The organism is Sphingobacterium sp. UBA6320 (genome assembly GCF_002440335.1).
Lineage (GTDB): Bacteria > Bacteroidota > Bacteroidia > Sphingobacteriales > Sphingobacteriaceae > Sphingobacterium.
Map to the genome: position 1 here is coordinate 253,886 of NZ_DJTA01000028.1, position 16,029 is coordinate 269,914.

At 37.4% G+C, this 16,029-nt stretch carries 17 protein-coding genes; 7 read left to right on the top strand and 10 right to left on the bottom strand.

Annotated features, from left to right (window positions below):
- Positions 1 to 5: 5 nt before the first annotated feature.
- Positions 6 to 1,298 carry an HAD-IB family phosphatase gene (locus B3P23_RS17995; RefSeq protein WP_293928530.1) on the top strand — a complete coding sequence of 431 codons (1,293 nt, stop codon included), beginning with the start codon at positions 6 to 8 and terminating at the stop codon, positions 1,296 to 1,298.
- Positions 1,299 to 1,410: 112 nt separating this feature from the next.
- Here the strand turns inward: B3P23_RS17995 and B3P23_RS18000 are convergent, their stop codons facing one another.
- The 7 genes from B3P23_RS18000 to B3P23_RS18030 form a co-directional block, all read right to left on the bottom strand.
- Positions 1,411 to 1,977, bottom strand: coding sequence for a 5-formyltetrahydrofolate cyclo-ligase (locus B3P23_RS18000; protein ID WP_293928532.1), 567 nt, complete (start codon positions 1,975 to 1,977; stop codon positions 1,411 to 1,413).
- 73 nt (positions 1,978 to 2,050) lie between these two features.
- Positions 2,051 to 2,611: an elongation factor P gene (gene efp, locus B3P23_RS18005; RefSeq protein WP_094771921.1), complete on the bottom strand. Its 561-nt coding sequence runs from the start codon at positions 2,609 to 2,611 to the stop codon at positions 2,051 to 2,053.
- A 75-nt stretch (positions 2,612 to 2,686) separates the two neighbouring features.
- Complete coding sequence (locus B3P23_RS18010; RefSeq protein ID WP_045752619.1) at positions 2,687 to 3,310, bottom strand: ABC transporter ATP-binding protein; 624 nt, start codon at positions 3,308 to 3,310, stop codon at positions 2,687 to 2,689.
- An 11-nt stretch (positions 3,311 to 3,321) separates the two neighbouring features.
- The gene (gene lpxA / locus B3P23_RS18015; protein ID WP_045752620.1) at positions 3,322 to 4,110 is read right to left on the bottom strand and encodes an acyl-ACP--UDP-N-acetylglucosamine O-acyltransferase; all 789 of its coding nucleotides are present in this window, start codon (positions 4,108 to 4,110) and stop codon (positions 3,322 to 3,324) included.
- An 8-nt stretch (positions 4,111 to 4,118) separates the two neighbouring features.
- A complete protein-coding gene (locus B3P23_RS18020; protein ID WP_248754989.1) occupies positions 4,119 to 5,513 on the bottom strand; it encodes a bifunctional UDP-3-O-[3-hydroxymyristoyl] N-acetylglucosamine deacetylase/3-hydroxyacyl-ACP dehydratase in 1,395 nt (464 codons plus the stop codon).
- A gap of 39 nt (positions 5,514 to 5,552) precedes the next feature.
- Positions 5,553 to 6,596, bottom strand: a complete 1,044-nt coding sequence (gene lpxD / locus B3P23_RS18025) for a UDP-3-O-(3-hydroxymyristoyl)glucosamine N-acyltransferase (RefSeq protein WP_293928537.1) — start codon at positions 6,594 to 6,596, stop codon at positions 5,553 to 5,555.
- Between the two features lie 33 nt (positions 6,597 to 6,629).
- Positions 6,630 to 7,880 (bottom strand): HD domain-containing protein, encoded by a 1,251-nt coding sequence (locus B3P23_RS18030; protein WP_045752623.1) that lies wholly within the window; start codon positions 7,878 to 7,880, stop codon positions 6,630 to 6,632.
- Between the two features lie 296 nt (positions 7,881 to 8,176).
- Here B3P23_RS18030 and B3P23_RS18035 point away from each other — a divergent pair, with 296 nt between their 5' ends.
- The 6 genes from B3P23_RS18035 (at position 8,177) to B3P23_RS18060 (ending at position 13,420) form a co-directional block, all read left to right on the top strand.
- The gene (locus B3P23_RS18035; protein ID WP_045752624.1) at positions 8,177 to 9,730 is read left to right on the top strand and encodes a PglZ domain-containing protein; all 1,554 of its coding nucleotides are present in this window, start codon (positions 8,177 to 8,179) and stop codon (positions 9,728 to 9,730) included.
- Between the two features lie 13 nt (positions 9,731 to 9,743).
- Positions 9,744 to 10,154: a tRNA (adenosine(37)-N6)-threonylcarbamoyltransferase complex ATPase subunit type 1 TsaE gene (tsaE, locus tag B3P23_RS18040; protein ID WP_045752625.1), complete on the top strand. Its 411-nt coding sequence runs from the start codon at positions 9,744 to 9,746 to the stop codon at positions 10,152 to 10,154.
- A gap of 61 nt (positions 10,155 to 10,215) precedes the next feature.
- A complete protein-coding gene (locus tag B3P23_RS18045; RefSeq protein ID WP_045752626.1) occupies positions 10,216 to 10,761 on the top strand; it encodes an RNA polymerase sigma factor in 546 nt (181 codons plus the stop codon).
- Positions 10,758 to 11,495, top strand: a complete 738-nt coding sequence (locus B3P23_RS18050) for a hypothetical protein (RefSeq protein ID WP_293928538.1) — start codon at positions 10,758 to 10,760, stop codon at positions 11,493 to 11,495. Before B3P23_RS18045 ends, B3P23_RS18050 begins: the two co-directional genes overlap by 4 nt.
- Positions 11,496 to 11,516: 21 nt before the next feature.
- Complete coding sequence (locus B3P23_RS18055; RefSeq protein WP_293928539.1) at positions 11,517 to 12,311, top strand: outer membrane beta-barrel protein; 795 nt, start codon at positions 11,517 to 11,519, stop codon at positions 12,309 to 12,311.
- Positions 12,312 to 12,379: 68 nt separating this feature from the next.
- Entirely contained in the window at positions 12,380 to 13,420 is a 1,041-nt protein-coding gene (locus B3P23_RS18060) for an ABC transporter ATP-binding protein (RefSeq protein ID WP_293928541.1), read from the top strand.
- Here the strand turns inward: B3P23_RS18060 and B3P23_RS18065 are convergent.
- From B3P23_RS18065 to B3P23_RS18075, 3 genes are read right to left on the bottom strand one after another with little or no spacing between them, the layout of a single operon-like run.
- The gene (locus B3P23_RS18065) at positions 13,410 to 13,925 is read right to left on the bottom strand and encodes a TlpA family protein disulfide reductase (protein ID WP_248754993.1); all 516 of its coding nucleotides are present in this window, start codon (positions 13,923 to 13,925) and stop codon (positions 13,410 to 13,412) included. The two genes, B3P23_RS18060 and B3P23_RS18065, sit on opposite strands and share 11 nt — an antisense overlap.
- A 14-nt stretch (positions 13,926 to 13,939) precedes the next feature.
- Positions 13,940 to 14,791 (bottom strand): alpha/beta hydrolase, encoded by an 852-nt coding sequence (locus B3P23_RS18070; protein ID WP_293928544.1) that lies wholly within the window; start codon positions 14,789 to 14,791, stop codon positions 13,940 to 13,942.
- A gap of 3 nt (positions 14,792 to 14,794) precedes the next feature.
- Positions 14,795 to 16,006: an alanine dehydrogenase gene (locus B3P23_RS18075; protein ID WP_094771913.1), complete on the bottom strand. Its 1,212-nt coding sequence runs from the start codon at positions 16,004 to 16,006 to the stop codon at positions 14,795 to 14,797.
- Positions 16,007 to 16,029 lie beyond the last annotated feature (23 nt).

A 16,029-nucleotide genomic window follows, 5' to 3' on the forward strand; every position in this document is an offset into this window, starting at 1 on the left:
AAACCGTGAAAAATTATTACATCATTGATTTTGACAGCACCTTTACGCAGGTAGAGGCTTTGGATGAATTGGCCAAGATTTCACTTGAGCACCACCCAGATCGCGAACAGATATATCTAGAAATTGAGCGATATACAAATCTGGCTATGGAAGGAAAACTTTCTTTTCGTGAGGCTCTTTCTGGGCGTGTTAAATTGCTTCAGGCAAATAGAAGTCACTTGGACAAACTGATCATACATCTTAAAAAGAAGGTCTCTACTTCTTTTTCTAGAAACAGAGAGTTCTTCAAAAAAAATGCGGATACTGCCTGGATTGTATCTGGTGGATTTAAAGAATTCATTACTCCTGTAGTGGTTCCTTACAATATCAAAATAGAAAATATTTATGCCAATACTTTCCGCTTTGATGAGGATGATAATATCATCGGATTTGATGAGTCTAATCCACTATCGGATGAGGGTGGTAAAGTAAAGTTGCTGCAAGAACTTAAAATAGATGGAACCATCTACGGTATTGGGGATGGATATTCTGATTTTCAATTAAAAGAATCTGGTCTTATCCAGAAATTCTTTGCATTTACTGAAAATATTTCCCGAAAAACAGTTACTGAAAGGGCTGATTTTATCACACCAAGTTTTGATGAATTTCTATATGTCAACAATCTGCCCCGTGCAATCTCTTATCCCAAAAATCGTATTTTATGTCTGATCGTTGGCGATGTTCCTGAGATAGCAGCCCATATTTTAAAACGGGATGGTTTCTCTATTCGTACCAAAGATACGTTTGAAGAAAAATATACAAAAGACGTCGGGATGCTCCTGCTGGGGAAAGATATCTCTGTATCGGAGGAGCAGTTGTCTCGCGCAGATAAGTTGAAGACAATTGGTGTCTTGGGCGATGCTAAAAATCATCTTAATAAAGAGGTGTGCAATGCAAAAGGTATTGTTGTTTTTGACGATAAAAAGGGCAAAAAGAGAAATGCGGAATATATCCCTAGAAGGATGGCCGATTTTATTAATAATGGGGATACCTATATGAGCCGTAACTTTCCGAATTTGCTGCTCCCTAAAGTAAAAGATGTCACTAGATTACTTCATATTCATAAGAATGTTCCGGGTATCATGGCTCAGATCAATCAGGTATATGCACAAAATGATATCAACATCATTTCTCAGTTTTTAATGACTAAGTCGGACATCGGTTATGCGGTTACGGATATCAAAGGCGAGTATGACCGGGATTTAATTAAGCAACTTAAAAAGGTTCAGAATACCATTAAATTTAGGATTTTATATTAAAAAAGTAAGAGGTTTTAAGACGGTTACCGACGATCAACCGGATAGCTCTTTTCATCATCTTCTTTATCATGATCTACCAAAGGGGTCTTTCTGTCATAGGAAAGACCTTTTTTTAATAACGATATACTGCTGTTGGTGTCACGCAAATATCCAGTGGGATATCATGTATATCCACATCTTCGATCCCTGCTATCGGTTCAAAAAAAGATAGACCAACCTTTTGGACATCTGGCTTACATAGAGCCAAAAATCGGTCATAATATCCCTTTCCATAGCCTACCCGATGACCAAATTGATCTGAAATCAATAATGGAACTAACACAAGATCAATGTTTTTTTCATCTATATGAACACCGTCAACAGGCTCTGGTATCCCCCACTTATTAGGTTCTAATACGGCGTCGTTATAGCGATAATGGGTCATGCTATTTGATCGCATGTCCGATTTGGATATGACAATCTGTATGTGGGGATGAGTTTCTTTCAGATAATCGATCAATAAGAAGGTATTGGGTTCGTGAAATTTCAATATGGGTAAAAAGACATGACAAAATTTCACTTTATTCCATTCCAGACTTTTTAATTGCTGGAGTAAACATAGATTTAGCTCTAACTCCTTGTCTGGAGGCAGCTGTGTTCTCAAATGCTTATAATATGCTCTCAGTTCAGTCTTAGTCATACTAATAAAAAAAACGGCCTTGTAGCTGGGTGCTAACAAGACCGAATAATCAACCTAAACCTAAATCTTTATATTATTTAACACGCTCGATGTAATCACCGGTTTGCGTATCAATTTTTACTTTATCTCCTTGATTGATAAAAAGAGGTACTTTCACTTCAACTCCAGTTTCTACTGTTGCATTTTTCAATGCATTTGTCGAAGTATCTCCTTTTACTGCAGGCTCCGTATATGTAATTTCTAATTCCACACTCTTTGGAGCATGTGCCATAATCGCCTCATCACTTTCAAATGCGACAATAACGTTCATACCTTCTTTCAAGAATCGTGCCGAATTTCCGAATAGAAATTTAGGAATATTGAACTGCTCATAGGTAGAATTATCCATCACTACGAAAAACTCATCCTCTTCATACAAATATTGATAATCGTTTGTTTCAACACGAGCAATTTCAACACTTTCGTCAACTCTAAAACGGTATTCTACTAATTTACCAGTTTTCACATTACGCATTCTTGCTTGATAGAAAGCACGTAAATTACCTGGTGTACGATGTATATATTCCTCAACAGCTACTAATTCACCGTTGAATCTTAAAACATTTCCTGACTTAACGTCTGATGCTTTTGCCATGATTTAAACTTTTATAATTATTTTCTGAGTTACAAAACTACACAATCTAATCTTTTTATAAAAATCTAATAATTATCAGCTTTTATAATCCGATATGGACAATGTCTGATCACAAAAAAGATATTCTTTCTCTTGGTTTGAACAGATGATAAACAATCTATCGCTATGCTTAGTCTTATCGACCAGTGCCAGATACCACTCCTCTCCTGCACGATCTAGATTACTTGTTGGCTCATCCAACAAAACTATTGTGGAGTCGCTACAGCAAGCTAAAGCCAATTTGACGCGTTGCTTCATTCCAGATGAAAAGTATTTGAGCTCTTTATCTATTGCTTTTTCAAGTCCTAATAATTGAACGACCTCAAGCTCACTATATCCCGCTAGGTACTTTTTAAATTTAAAATGAAATTGTATCTGCTCACGCAGCGTAAATTCCTCTATTAATTCGACATATGGAGTAGCAAGAGATAGGTATTGAAATATTTCTTCTGCTTCAACTGTTTTATTATTCCATTCAAAGGAAATATTTCCCGCAGAAGGTGTTAAACTTCCCGAGAGTACTTTTAACAGTGTTGACTTACCTGAACCATTGGGTCCAAGTATGGCGTATGATCGGCCAGATTCAAATGCATAATTGATATGCTTAAAAATCCATTCGCGATTATATCGTCTACCTACATCTGTTAAAATAATCTTCAAAATACCTGCAATTAAACAGCTCTTTGATTGAATCCCTTGATGACACCACGATTAGAGTTGCGTATAAAACCTAAGATTTCATCACGAATTTCTGTTGCCTGAAATTCTGCTTCAATGATCGCTGCTGCTTTTGTTAAATTTCTATTTTGAACAAATAATACACGATAAATATTTTGTATTTCCGCTATTTGTTCTTCTGTAAAACCTCTTCTTCTTAAACCTACTGAATTAATTCCAGCATAAGAAATAGGTTCACGTGCAGCTTTGATAAATGGAGGTACGTCTTTTCTTACTAATGTACCACCTGTCACAAAAGCATGCGAACCAATGGTACAGAATTGATGCACAGCTACCATTCCTGCCAAGACCACATAATCGCCGACAGTAATATGTCCAGCTAATGTACTGCTATTGGAAAATATACAATAATCACCTATTATACAATCGTGTGCGATATGGCTATATGCCTGAATTAAGCAATTTTTACCGATTACGGTACGGAATCTATCCTTTGTACCTCTATTGATAGTAACGCATTCACGAATTGTCGTATTATCTCCAATTTCAGCAGTGGTAATTTCTCCATCAAACTTCAAATCTTGAGGTTCACCTGAAATTACTGCTCCTGGATAAATTTTACAATTTTTCCCAATACGTGCCCCATCCATAATTGTCACATTGGAACCGATCCACGTTCCCTCTCCAATCACTACATCCTTATGGATCGTAGCAAATGGTTCTACAACAACATTTTGAGCAATTTTTGCTTCTGGATGTATATAAGCTAACGGCTGTATCATCTCTACTATTATTTTACTTTCACGATCTGAGCCATTAACTCAGCCTCGCAAACAACTTTTTCACCTACCATAGCAACACCCTTCATTTTTGCAATGCCTCTACGGATAGGTTCCGTCAAATCACATCTAAAAATAATCGTATCACCTGGACTTACTTGCACTTTAAAGCGTGCATTTTCTATTTTCAAGAATAATGTCAACCAATTTTCAGGATCCGGAACTGTACTTAATACTAAAATACCTCCAGTCTGTGCCATAGCTTCAATCTGCAATACACCCGGAAAAATTGGCGCACCAGGAAAATGTCCCATGAATAAATCTTCATTCATTGTCACATTTTTCAAGCCTACTACATGATTTTCTGTTAATTCTAAAATTTTATCAACCATTAACATGGGTTGACGATGAGGCAAAATCTTCATAATCTGAACCGTGTCATACACCGGTGTCATATTGGGATCATATACCTTTATCTTTTTTGTATTTTTATCCTTGCGGATTTGTTCTTTAATTTTCTTTGCAAAGGCCACATTGGCAGCATGTCCTGGTCTTGCAGCCATGACATGTCCTTTCAATGGTCTACCTACTAACGCTAAGTCACCTACCATATCCAATAACTTGTGACGTGCAGGTTCATTTTGATGACGCAACTGAATATTGCTCAAGATACCTTCTTTTGCGACAGTAACATCATCACGATTGAATAAATGTGATAATTTCTTTAATTCTTCAGGAGAAGTCTCTTTATCTACGATAACAATCGCATTACTCAAATCGCCGCCTTTAATCAAGCCATTGTCCACCAACATTTCTAATTCATGTAAAAAACAGAATGTTCTTGAGGAGGATATTTCTTTAGAAAAGTCTTCAATTTTATTAATCGCAGCATGCTGACTTCCTAAGACCGGAGAATTAAAATCAATCATACATGTTAAGCGATAACCATCAAGGGGCATAGCGATGATTTCAACTTTGCGATCGGCTTCTATATGATGAATACTATTGGTGATTTCATAATAATCACGATCAGCGTCCAACTCTTCGAAACCTGCTTCTTCAAATTTTTTAATAAAAATTGCTGAGCTGCCATCTAGAATAGGTACTTCAGGTCCATCTATTTCGATTAATACGTTGTCAATCTGTAAACCTACTAAAGCTGCCATTAAATGTTCAATGGTACTTACACTTGCACCATGCTGTGAAATGGTTGTACCTCTTGATGTATCTGTCACGTTATCTGCATCAACCAGTACTTCAGGCTGACCATCTAAATCAATTCTTTTAAACTTATACCAATGATTTTCAGGAGCTGGTTTTATCGTCATCGAAACAGTTTTACCTGTATGTAAACCCACTCCGGATATAACCACATCTTGCTTGATGGTTCTTTGTTTTACATTCATTTCTACCATATATTTAATCAAAATCGACCATAAGGTTCTTTATGATTTCAAATTTTCCTTTAACAATCGTTCTAATTCTCTCACTCGTTTTTCCAAATCAGGCAATTTCGCATAAATAACTTGCGATCTCATATTTGACTGATAGGCCAAAACTGGACTTCCTGCCCACTTTTTATCCGCCTCCACAATTGATCTATTGATTCCGGACTGCGCCTGCACCTGGCTTCGATCAGCAATACTGATATGTCCTACCACACCAACTTGACCTCCTAAAATCACATTTTCACCGATTTTACTACTGCCAGAAACACCCGTCTGAGCAGCTATAACGGTATTTTTCCCTATCTCCACGTTGTGGGCGATTTGAATCAAGTTGTCCAATTTCACCCCTTTATGTAATATGGTCGAACCCATAGTCGCACGGTCAATAACCGTATTAGCACCTATTTCGATATCATCTTCAATAATTACATTTCCGATTTGCGGAACTTTTGTATAAGTACCATCTTCCTGTGGAGCAAAGCCAAAACCATCAGATCCAACAACTGTACCTGAATGTACCGTTACATTGCTTCCCAAAATACAATCTTGATAAATCTTAACTCCAGGAAATAATGTACTATTGTCTCCAATCACGACATGATCTCCAATATAGACTTGAGGATAAATCTTGACATTCTTACCGATTTTGCAAGCCTTGCCGATATAGACGAAAGCTCCTATATAACCGTCTTCGCCTATTTCAGTCGTATCATGCACATATGATGGTTCTTCTCGACCTTTTCGGTCCAAACGGACCTCATTATAGAGATTCAATAGTGTTGAGAATGCCGTGTAAGCATTTTTAACACGAATCAATGTTAACGTTGATTTTGGAGTCGCTAATAATTGTTGATCTTCATTAACAATGACAATAGAAGCATTAGTTTCATATAAAAATTGCTCATATTTAGGATTTGATAGAAATGAAAGATCCCCTAGAGAAGCTTCTTCTATTTTCGCTAAATTTGAGACTTCTATATCAGGATTCCCCTCTATTGATCCATTTAATAAGGATGCTATTTGTTGAGCAGTAAATTGCATGCTACAAAGCTATGTTTTTTTATTATATTTTAATTATTTTTTAGATGGAATTGATATATATCCGAGCTCTTTTGGATAACACAGAGCAAACTTTTGCACTTTTTTTGCTAATGCCTCTAAATTTGATAAATCTGATGCTTCTGCAATATCAATTATCTCTCCGGTCTTCATTAATATCTTAATGGTATCATGATGGAGGTCATATGCACTATTGTGAATGGCCTGTGTAAAGACATAATATTGCAACTCATCGTCACTTACCTTAAAATGATCCTTTACACGTTGATAAACCAGATCCATCAGCTCATCCGAAAACGGCTCATTGCTCATAATGGTACGATATAACTCACGACTCATCAGTTTTTGACACATTGCCCGCAGAATATCATCTTCATGTTGCGCCCACGTTTTTATAGCAGACATAATATCTGTATCATCTAAACGGGTGAACCAGTCAAGATGTAACTCATCGGCTAAGAAATTATTTTTATCAATTTTCTGCGTTAAGAACCACCTAAAAGCAGGTGTTGCAAATAGGCTGATCCCCTTACTTGAAAGTTCCTTTGCTCGTTTAAGTATTTTAATTAATAACTGTTCGGCACCAACGACGGTCTTATGCAAATAAACCTGCCAATACATTAATCGTCTGGCAATCAAGAATTTTTCTACGGAATAGATCCCCTTTTCTTCTACAACTAATTCGTCATCCACAACGGCCAGCATGGCGATGATGCGGTCAAATGAAATCACTCCCTCCGATACTCCTGTAAAAAAACTATCTCTATTCAAGTAATCCATTCGATCGGTATCCAACTGACCAGAAACCAGTTGATGGAAAAAATTGCGATGGTACTGATTATTAAAAATGGTAATGGCCAAATCTAGTTTTCCACCAAATTCTTTATTAATACGATCCATTAATAGCGATGACAACATCTCATGAGAAACGCCATCAATAATGGTATGTTCCAAAGAGTGAGAAAAAGGACCGTGACCGATATCATGCAGCAGAATAGCTGCAAGCACAGCTTCCTGTTCTTGCTCACTGATCTCGATACCTTTGCTTTTCAGGGTTTCCAAAGCTAGCGACATGAGATGCATCGCGCCTATTGCATGCTGAAACCGCGTATGCAAAGCTCCCGGATAGACCAAATGCGTCATACTGACTTGCTTGATATAGCGTAAACGCTGAAAGTAAGGATGCTGTATGAGTTCAAAAATTAATCCTGGAGGTATGGAAACAAATCCATATACAGGGTCATTTATTATCTTTTTCTTAATCAACTTATAAATGTATTATATCTTATTTTAATACGACAAACAATAGTCCAATAAAATTGTTGCTCCTTTATAATAAAGTTGAGCCAGTTTATTTCTCTCTTCTAGGAGTTAAATATTTAGCACAAATATAATTAGTTTAAGTCGTTAACAAGTGTTAAAAATAATACGCTAAGCGCCTTTTTTATTTAAGTTCGTACTTATTATCATAAAAAATCAAAAAACACGCGATTACTCCCCTAGCTACCTAAACACAAAAACAAAGGAATTGAATCGTTTTTGATTACAGTAAATAAAACAACATGCAAAAAACACATATACTTTGGGCAGATGATGAAATTGACTTTTTAAAGCCTCATATTCTTTTACTAGAGGAAAGAGGTTATAAAGTCAAGACAGTAAATAATGGAAATGATGCGGTCGATGCGTTTAAGGAAGGTGTATTTGATCTAGTCTTCCTCGATGAAAACATGCCCGGCTTGACTGGTCTGGAAACATTGGTGATATTAAAATCGATCAATCCGACAGTACCAACGGTACTGGTCACTAAAAATGAAGAAGAACACGTCATGGAGGATGCCATTGGATCCAAAATCGACGATTACTTAATAAAACCTGTTAACCCCAAACAGATTCTCTTGACGATCAAAAAGCTGACAGAGAATAAAAGACTGGTGAATGAGAAAACATCTATGGCTTATCAACAAGATTTTAGAAACTTGGGTATGGTCTTGAATGATGATCTCAATTTTAAACAATGGATAGAGGCTTATAGAAAGCTGATATATTGGGAGCTTTCTTTAGAAAAATTAGAAGATGCTGGCATGCATGATATCTTGAAGATGCAAAAGTCAGAAGCTAATGTACAGTTTTCAAAGTTTATCGAGCGCAACTACTTGAACTGGATGAAAAATCCGGATCAGTCTCCAATTTTATCTCATCAGCTTTTCAAGAAAAAGGTATTTCCGCAACTCACAGAAGATAAACCCACATTTTTCTTTTTGATTGACAATTTGCGTTATGATCAATGGAAAGTGATCAATGAAGTGATTACCGATTATTTTAGATTGGAAGAAGAGGATACCTATTACAGTATTCTCCCTACAGCTACCCAATATGCCCGAAACGCTATTTTTAGTGGATTGACACCTTTAGAAATGGAGAAAAGATTTCCTAAAATGTGGCAAAATGATGAAGATGAAGGTGGTAAAAATTTATATGAGGATAAATTTTTGGAGGATCAGATCACACGTGTATACCGCAAACCGATTAAACACTCCTATACTAAGGTATTGACCTTAGATCAGGGAAAGGATGTCGTAGACAGCCTGAGCAACTTAATGCAAAACAATCTCAATGTTCTCGTGTACAACTTCGTTGATATGCTTTCGCACGCAAGAACAGATATGGCTATGATCCGTGAGTTGGCCAATAATGAAGCGGCATACCGTTCATTGACGTTGTCCTGGTTTGAGCATTCTCCTTTATTTGAGGCGCTCAAATGGTTATCTCAGCGCAACGTCAAGGTGATCATAACGACTGATCATGGAACTATAAAAGTAAAAAAACCGAGCAAAATAGTGGGCGATCGTAATACCAATACCAACTTGAGGTACAAACAGGGTAAAAACTTAAACTTTATTGATAAGGACGTTTTTTTTATCAAAAATCCACATGACGCACAACTTCCAAAGTTACATATGAGTTCTTGTTTCGTATTTGCCAAAGAGGAGTCTTATTTTGTATATCCAAACAATTACAACCAATTTGTCAATTATTTTAATGAAACTTTTCAGCATGGAGGAATTTCATTGGAAGAAATGATTATTCCTTTTGCTACTTATACGTCCAAATAACTAATTTTGCAGCATGGTAATCGAAGTCAATCAACTATCGGAGTTAGATCATGCTGCAAAACTCCTTTTAAATTCTTTTCCTGATGACCGCGTTTTTCTTTTTTACGGAAATATGGGCGCAGGCAAAACAACCTTTATAAAGGCGCTTTGTAAGGTACTAGAGGTAGAAGACAATACTTCTAGCCCTACGTTTTCGATTGTCAATGAATATAGCTCATCCCAAGGTCCAATATTCCATTTCGATTTTTACAGAATAAAAGAAGAAGAAGAAGCCTACGACTTCGGTTATGAAGACTATTTTTACTCTGGAAATTATTGTTTCGTAGAGTGGCCTAATAGAATCCCCAACTTGCTGCCTGATGATGCTAAAACAATCGAAATTGAGATCACCTCATCGACCAGCAGAAAAATAATCATAAAATAGTTGCACCCCACGCAACCTTTGCCTTTTATCTTACGTCTTCCTAATATAAACTGACTAAATTTTGGAAAACGTAAGTATAGATTCAATATGGAAAAAATGTCTTCATGGAGACAGAAAAGCTCAATACCATCTGTATCAATTGTTTTCTAAAAAAATGTATGTGGTCTGCCTTCGCTATGCAAATGATAGCTTGGAAGCAGAGGATATACTTCAAATTGGTTTTGTAAAAGTCTTCACTAAATCGCACTTATTTTCAGATCATGGATCTTTAGAAGGATGGATTAGAAAAATTATGGTCAACACTGCAATTGAGGTACAAAGAAAAAATAAAATCAGCTATGTAGAACCTCTTGAAAATGAGATTGCTCACCAAAGAACACATCATACAGAGGGTGATCATCTACATTACAAAGATCTCATAACACTGATACATCAATTGCCTATCGGATACCGTACCGTATTTAATCTATATGCTATCGAAGGTTATACTCATAAGGAAATCGCAGAGATGCTCCGTATTAGTGAAGGAAATTCAAAATCCCAATTATCACGAGCGAGACAATGGTTGCAAACAAGATTATTAAAAATTGAGGCATTAACGTTATGAAAAATCAAGACATAGATAAATTACTTCGGGACCATTTTAATAAACTTGATATTCAGCCCAGTACCGATATCTGGAAAAAGATTGAAACGGAACTTGATGAGCAAAAAGTAATCTCCATAAACAAAAAAACAACTCGGCTAAAAGTGATTGGTATGGCAGCGGCAATCTTGGTTGGTATTGGTATTGTGAGTCTTGTACTGCAACGACAGTCAGCTAATCGACCAGATCATATAAAATATGCCGATCGCAAAATGGATCGAGAAATGAACACTCCGCCAAAGGCTGCATCAAAGGTAGAACCCCTGCCCATCGAAAGGCAGGTACAGCTGTCTGTCAGACCGGTCAACAAAGGTAATCAGCGTGAAAACAGCTCGGCAAATGCTATTGAAACGGACATGAAGGTCGTTGCGATTCAAACATCACAAGCATTTGAGCGATTAAAGATGGGGAAAGAGCAACCGCTGATGGTTGTTGTCGACACACAGACACAGGTGGCACATGTCCTTGAATATATTCCGATCAAACCGTTGATCGAAAATCCTGACGAGGAGAATAGTATGATGGCTTCCACCGGCACAAACTCACAGACTGTGGTAACCAAAGTGCTGAATGTACTCAGCAAAACCATCAATCAGGGAAATAGTGCAGAAGTACAGTTCAGCAATGATGACGAAGGATCCTTACAGATTGATATCCTGAATAGCCTAGTTAAAAATAAAAAAAGAAAAAAGTAACACCTTATAAACTCTTTCCATATGAAAAAACATATCGTATCGTTGGTATTCACCGGTATCCTAACTTGCTGCATCGCAATAAAGGCACAGGCACAACAGGACAGCACCAAAAAAATTAATATTTCAACCCGTATTTTAGGTAAACAAGATAGCGATAAAGCTGACAGTACTGACAAGCCTGCTGTGTCCAAGTATCCGAAAACATTCGGTGGAATTACATTTTCTCGTATTGATTGGGGTTTTTCAAGATTGATCAATGACGGAAGTTTCACTTTAAATGAAAATAACGAGTTTTTAGAGTACAAGAAAGCTTCCAATTTTGGGTTTGATATTGCACAATTTGGCATTCGCTTCAGCGATCAATTCAAAACATATATATCGACGGGTTTTGAATGGAATTATCTGAGATTAAAACATAATGTTTTATTAGATCAGGATGCGACACCTTTAGACTATTCCTATCCTGATGACATCACTTATAAGAAAAATGTATTCACTTCCACCTATCTACGTGTTCCATTGACGTTTGAACTGAGAAGTAAAAAATTTAGAAATGGTGATCGCGCCAAACTTGCTTTTGGAGCCATGACCGGAATCTTAATAAAAGGAAGCCAGCGTCTAAAAAGTCGTGAGCAAGGTAGTCAAAAATTTAAGGACAACTATAACTTGGCGAGTTTTCAATATGGGGCATTTGCAAGGCTAGGCTATGATTCTATGGGAGTTTTTGTCAAATACTATTTCAACGATATGTTTGAAAACAGCCCAAATCAAGACGGTTTAAATAATTTTACTTTTGGTCTAACATTAGGTTTTTAGAGTAGAATAATATTAAAATGCTTAATTTTAAGCCGAATTAATACATTCGGCTTTTTATTTTGCATACTATGTTACAATCTTCATGTCAGTACGTTCCCTTTGATCAAGAAGTCACCGGACTTCCTTATATCCACCTTGAAAATCTTAGTTTTTCATTTTCAGAGCGTGCTGAATATTTAGCCGTATCGCAAGCAAACTTAGGTATACAAGAAGGTAAAATCACAGCAATTATTGGTGAATCTGGAAGTGGGAAAAGTACGCTTCTGCGATTAATCTATGGTCTTTTGGAGCCTTTAAGTGGCGAAGTTCGCTATAAAGGATGGTTGGTACCCACTAGAAAAGACAAATTGATACCTGGACATCAAGATATGAAACTGGTGTCTCAGGGTTTTGATGATTTAAATACATTTGCCAATGTGTGGGACAATGTAGCTTCGCAGTTGCCGAATACCAATATAGAAGCTAAGCAAAGTAAAACTTCTGCTATTCTCAAACGCTTACGAATTGACCATCTTGCTAAGAAAAGAATCGCAGACATCAGTGGCGGTGAAAAACAACGCGTTGCCATCTGCAGAGCATTGGTCAATGATCCTCAGGTACTATTGATGGACGAGCCCTTCAATCAGGTCGATGCTTCCTTTAGAGATACGTTGCAACAAGATATCAAGCAAATTGTGGTCGACACTGGTCTTACCATCATCCTGGTATCCCATGATCCAACTGAAGTCTTAGCATTGGCGGACGATCTTATCGTCATGAAAGATGGTCAGATATTAGATCAAGGACATCCTCGTGAACTGTACGACAAACCCACCAATCCTTATACAGCACTCTTATTGGCCAAAAGCAATATATTGAGTAGTGAGGCGGCAAAAGCACTTGGTATCGATAGTGACTCGACGATCATCATCCATCAAGAATGGATATCCGTCTTACCTTCAAGTACGACTGGAGGTTTTAAAATGATCGATATCCGTTTTAGGGGGTTTTATTATGAACTAGTAGTGGCTAATTCTGATCTTCAACTACATGCCATCAGTATAACTCCTACTTCCTTACAGATAGGTGCCGATGTAACAGTAAAAATTGAGAAATATATTAGTCTTTAAGCAATAGGCTATCTAAAAGAGCAATGAGTTGATTAAACTCCTTTTCTTCATAGCCTACGGACTGATAAATGATATGACCCTGTGTATCGAGAATAACATTTCGTGGAATACCTTGCTCTGCAAATAGACCAAATACGTTTCTTTTGAGATCGGGATAAATAGGTAAGGTAAACTGATGTTCAGAAACAAAGGGATCAATCTTATCCCAATTTTGCTCTCTTGCCAAGACCAACAAGGCAAACTTTGGGTGCTCTTTATATTTTTCCCATATTTCCTTTTGCAACCTCGGCAATTCCTCTCTACATGGTGGGCACCAGGTAGCAAAAAAGTTAAGCAGGACAATCTTACCCTTTAGATCTGCACTAGAAACCAGTTCACCATTTTTATTAGGAACGGCAAATTCGGGCGCAGGTTCATGAAGGGCAACTTTCCATCCGCTTTCAGCTGTTTGTGCTTGTGATACACAAAACAAAAAAACACATACCAATCCTAAAATATACTTCATTACGTTTTCTTGTTTTACAAATGATCGACCCAATCCATAAATTGAGCTAACCATGCTACTGAACTTGTTTTATTAATCATTCCAAAACCGTGCCCGCCCTCTTCGTATGTTAATAGCTCATTCTTAACGTGGGCTTGATCTAATGCTGCCATCATGACGTAACTATTTTCTATAGGCACTGCTTTATCATCTTTTGCATGCACAAAAAATACAGGACAAAGTTTAGCTGTCACGTTATGTTCTGCAGAAAATTCGGCTTTCTTTTCTAAAGAAGGATTTTCTCCAAGCAGATTCGTTCGGGAACCTTTATGGGTAATGCTATCCTGCATGGAAATAACCGGATAGATCAGACCTGCAAAGTCAGGAGCTAAAGATAAATTTGTGGGATTGGCAATGAAAGCCTGATCTGATTTAGTGAGTAAAGTCGATGCTAAGTGCCCTCCTGCCGAAAATCCGATAACTCCAACTTTGCTCAATGAAGGGAAATCGTTTCGGATCCACTGCATCGCACGTTGCGCATCTTGAATAGGTCCAATACTTTTGTCGACCATAATATTGGGAGAAGGAAGTCTATATTTAAGTACAAATGCTGTAAACCCCGATTTTATCAATTCCTTGGCCACATCATGACCTTCATGATCCATCGCAATATGTGAATATCCTCCACCAGGTATAATCAAGATTCCCGTGTGCTTATCTACAGCTTGGGAAGGTTTGTACACAAATATTTCGGGGATATTTCGGTTAAACTTTGCCGTATCGGTACGAATAGCATTTGGAATCGCATCCTTGTACAAGGCAAACCTCTCTTGAGCAGAGGCTTGAAAAGCGATTGAAAAGAGTAAGATCATCAACGTAAATTTCATGTATTACAAATTGGTAACGATTATTAAATCCAGATCTTTTGCTGTCATTTCAAATTTAGAAGCAATGTCCTTATTGGTTAATATGCCTTGATAAAGGTATGTCGCACTCCTAATCCCGGCGCTTTTCCAGATGACATTTTTCAATCCACCTTGCTCTGCAATATCGAGTAATATTGGTGTAAAGATATTAGTCAGGGCATAGGTTGCAGATCGAGCTACCCTCGAAGCGATATTGGGTACACAATAGTGAATGACATCATATTTTCTGAATGTTGGTTCATCATGGGAAGTAATATTTGATGTTTCAAAACAGCCACCTTGATCAATACTAACATCGATGACAACGGCATTTGGTTTCATTTCAGATACTGTTTCTTCCGATATGACACAAGGAGTACGCCCCGTCTTTGAACGTAATGCACCGATAACAACATCGCAAGTTCTGACAGCCTTATTTAAAATAGCAGGTTGTATTATAGAGGTGTATACGGGACTTCCTAAATTATTCTGTAATCGCCTTAGCTTATAAATAGAATTGTCAAAAACTTTCACCTGAGCTCCCAAAGCGATCGCAGTACGGGCTGCATATTCGCCTACAGTACCAGCACCTATGATGACCATTTCTGTGGGCGGTACTCCAGTGATACCTCCTAACATCAATCCTTTTCCACCAAAACTATTACTTAAGTACTCCGAAGCGATTAATGTTGATGTAGCCCCTACGATTTCGCCCATAGCTCTAACGACAGCTAAACAACCTCCTTCATCACGTAAATACTCGAACGATAAAGCCGTAATTTTTTTTTGGATAAGTGCACGAAGAACAGGTAGTTCCAATAGCGAAGGTTGTAATGAGGACATCAAAATTTGATTGGGCTTCATCATCCCTACTTCTTTTAGGGTGGGAGCAGATATTTTGACGATACAGTCTGCTTGATACACTTCCTGTGCAGAAGATACAATTCGAGCTCCTTGTTCACTATAATGATGATCCAAAAAATTAGACCCCAATCCTGCACCTGTCTCCATGACAACCTCATGACCATTTTCTACCAAAAGACCGACCGATAATGGTGTTAAGCAAATCCTTCTTTCTTGAAATGCAATTTCCTTGGGCACACCAATAAACAATCTTTTTTCCCGTGAAGCCGTCGCCGATAAAGTCTCTTGAGGCTGTATCATTGCCTGACTTGCCAATTTACTTAACTCACTCATTTATTTTATGCATTACTTTTTAA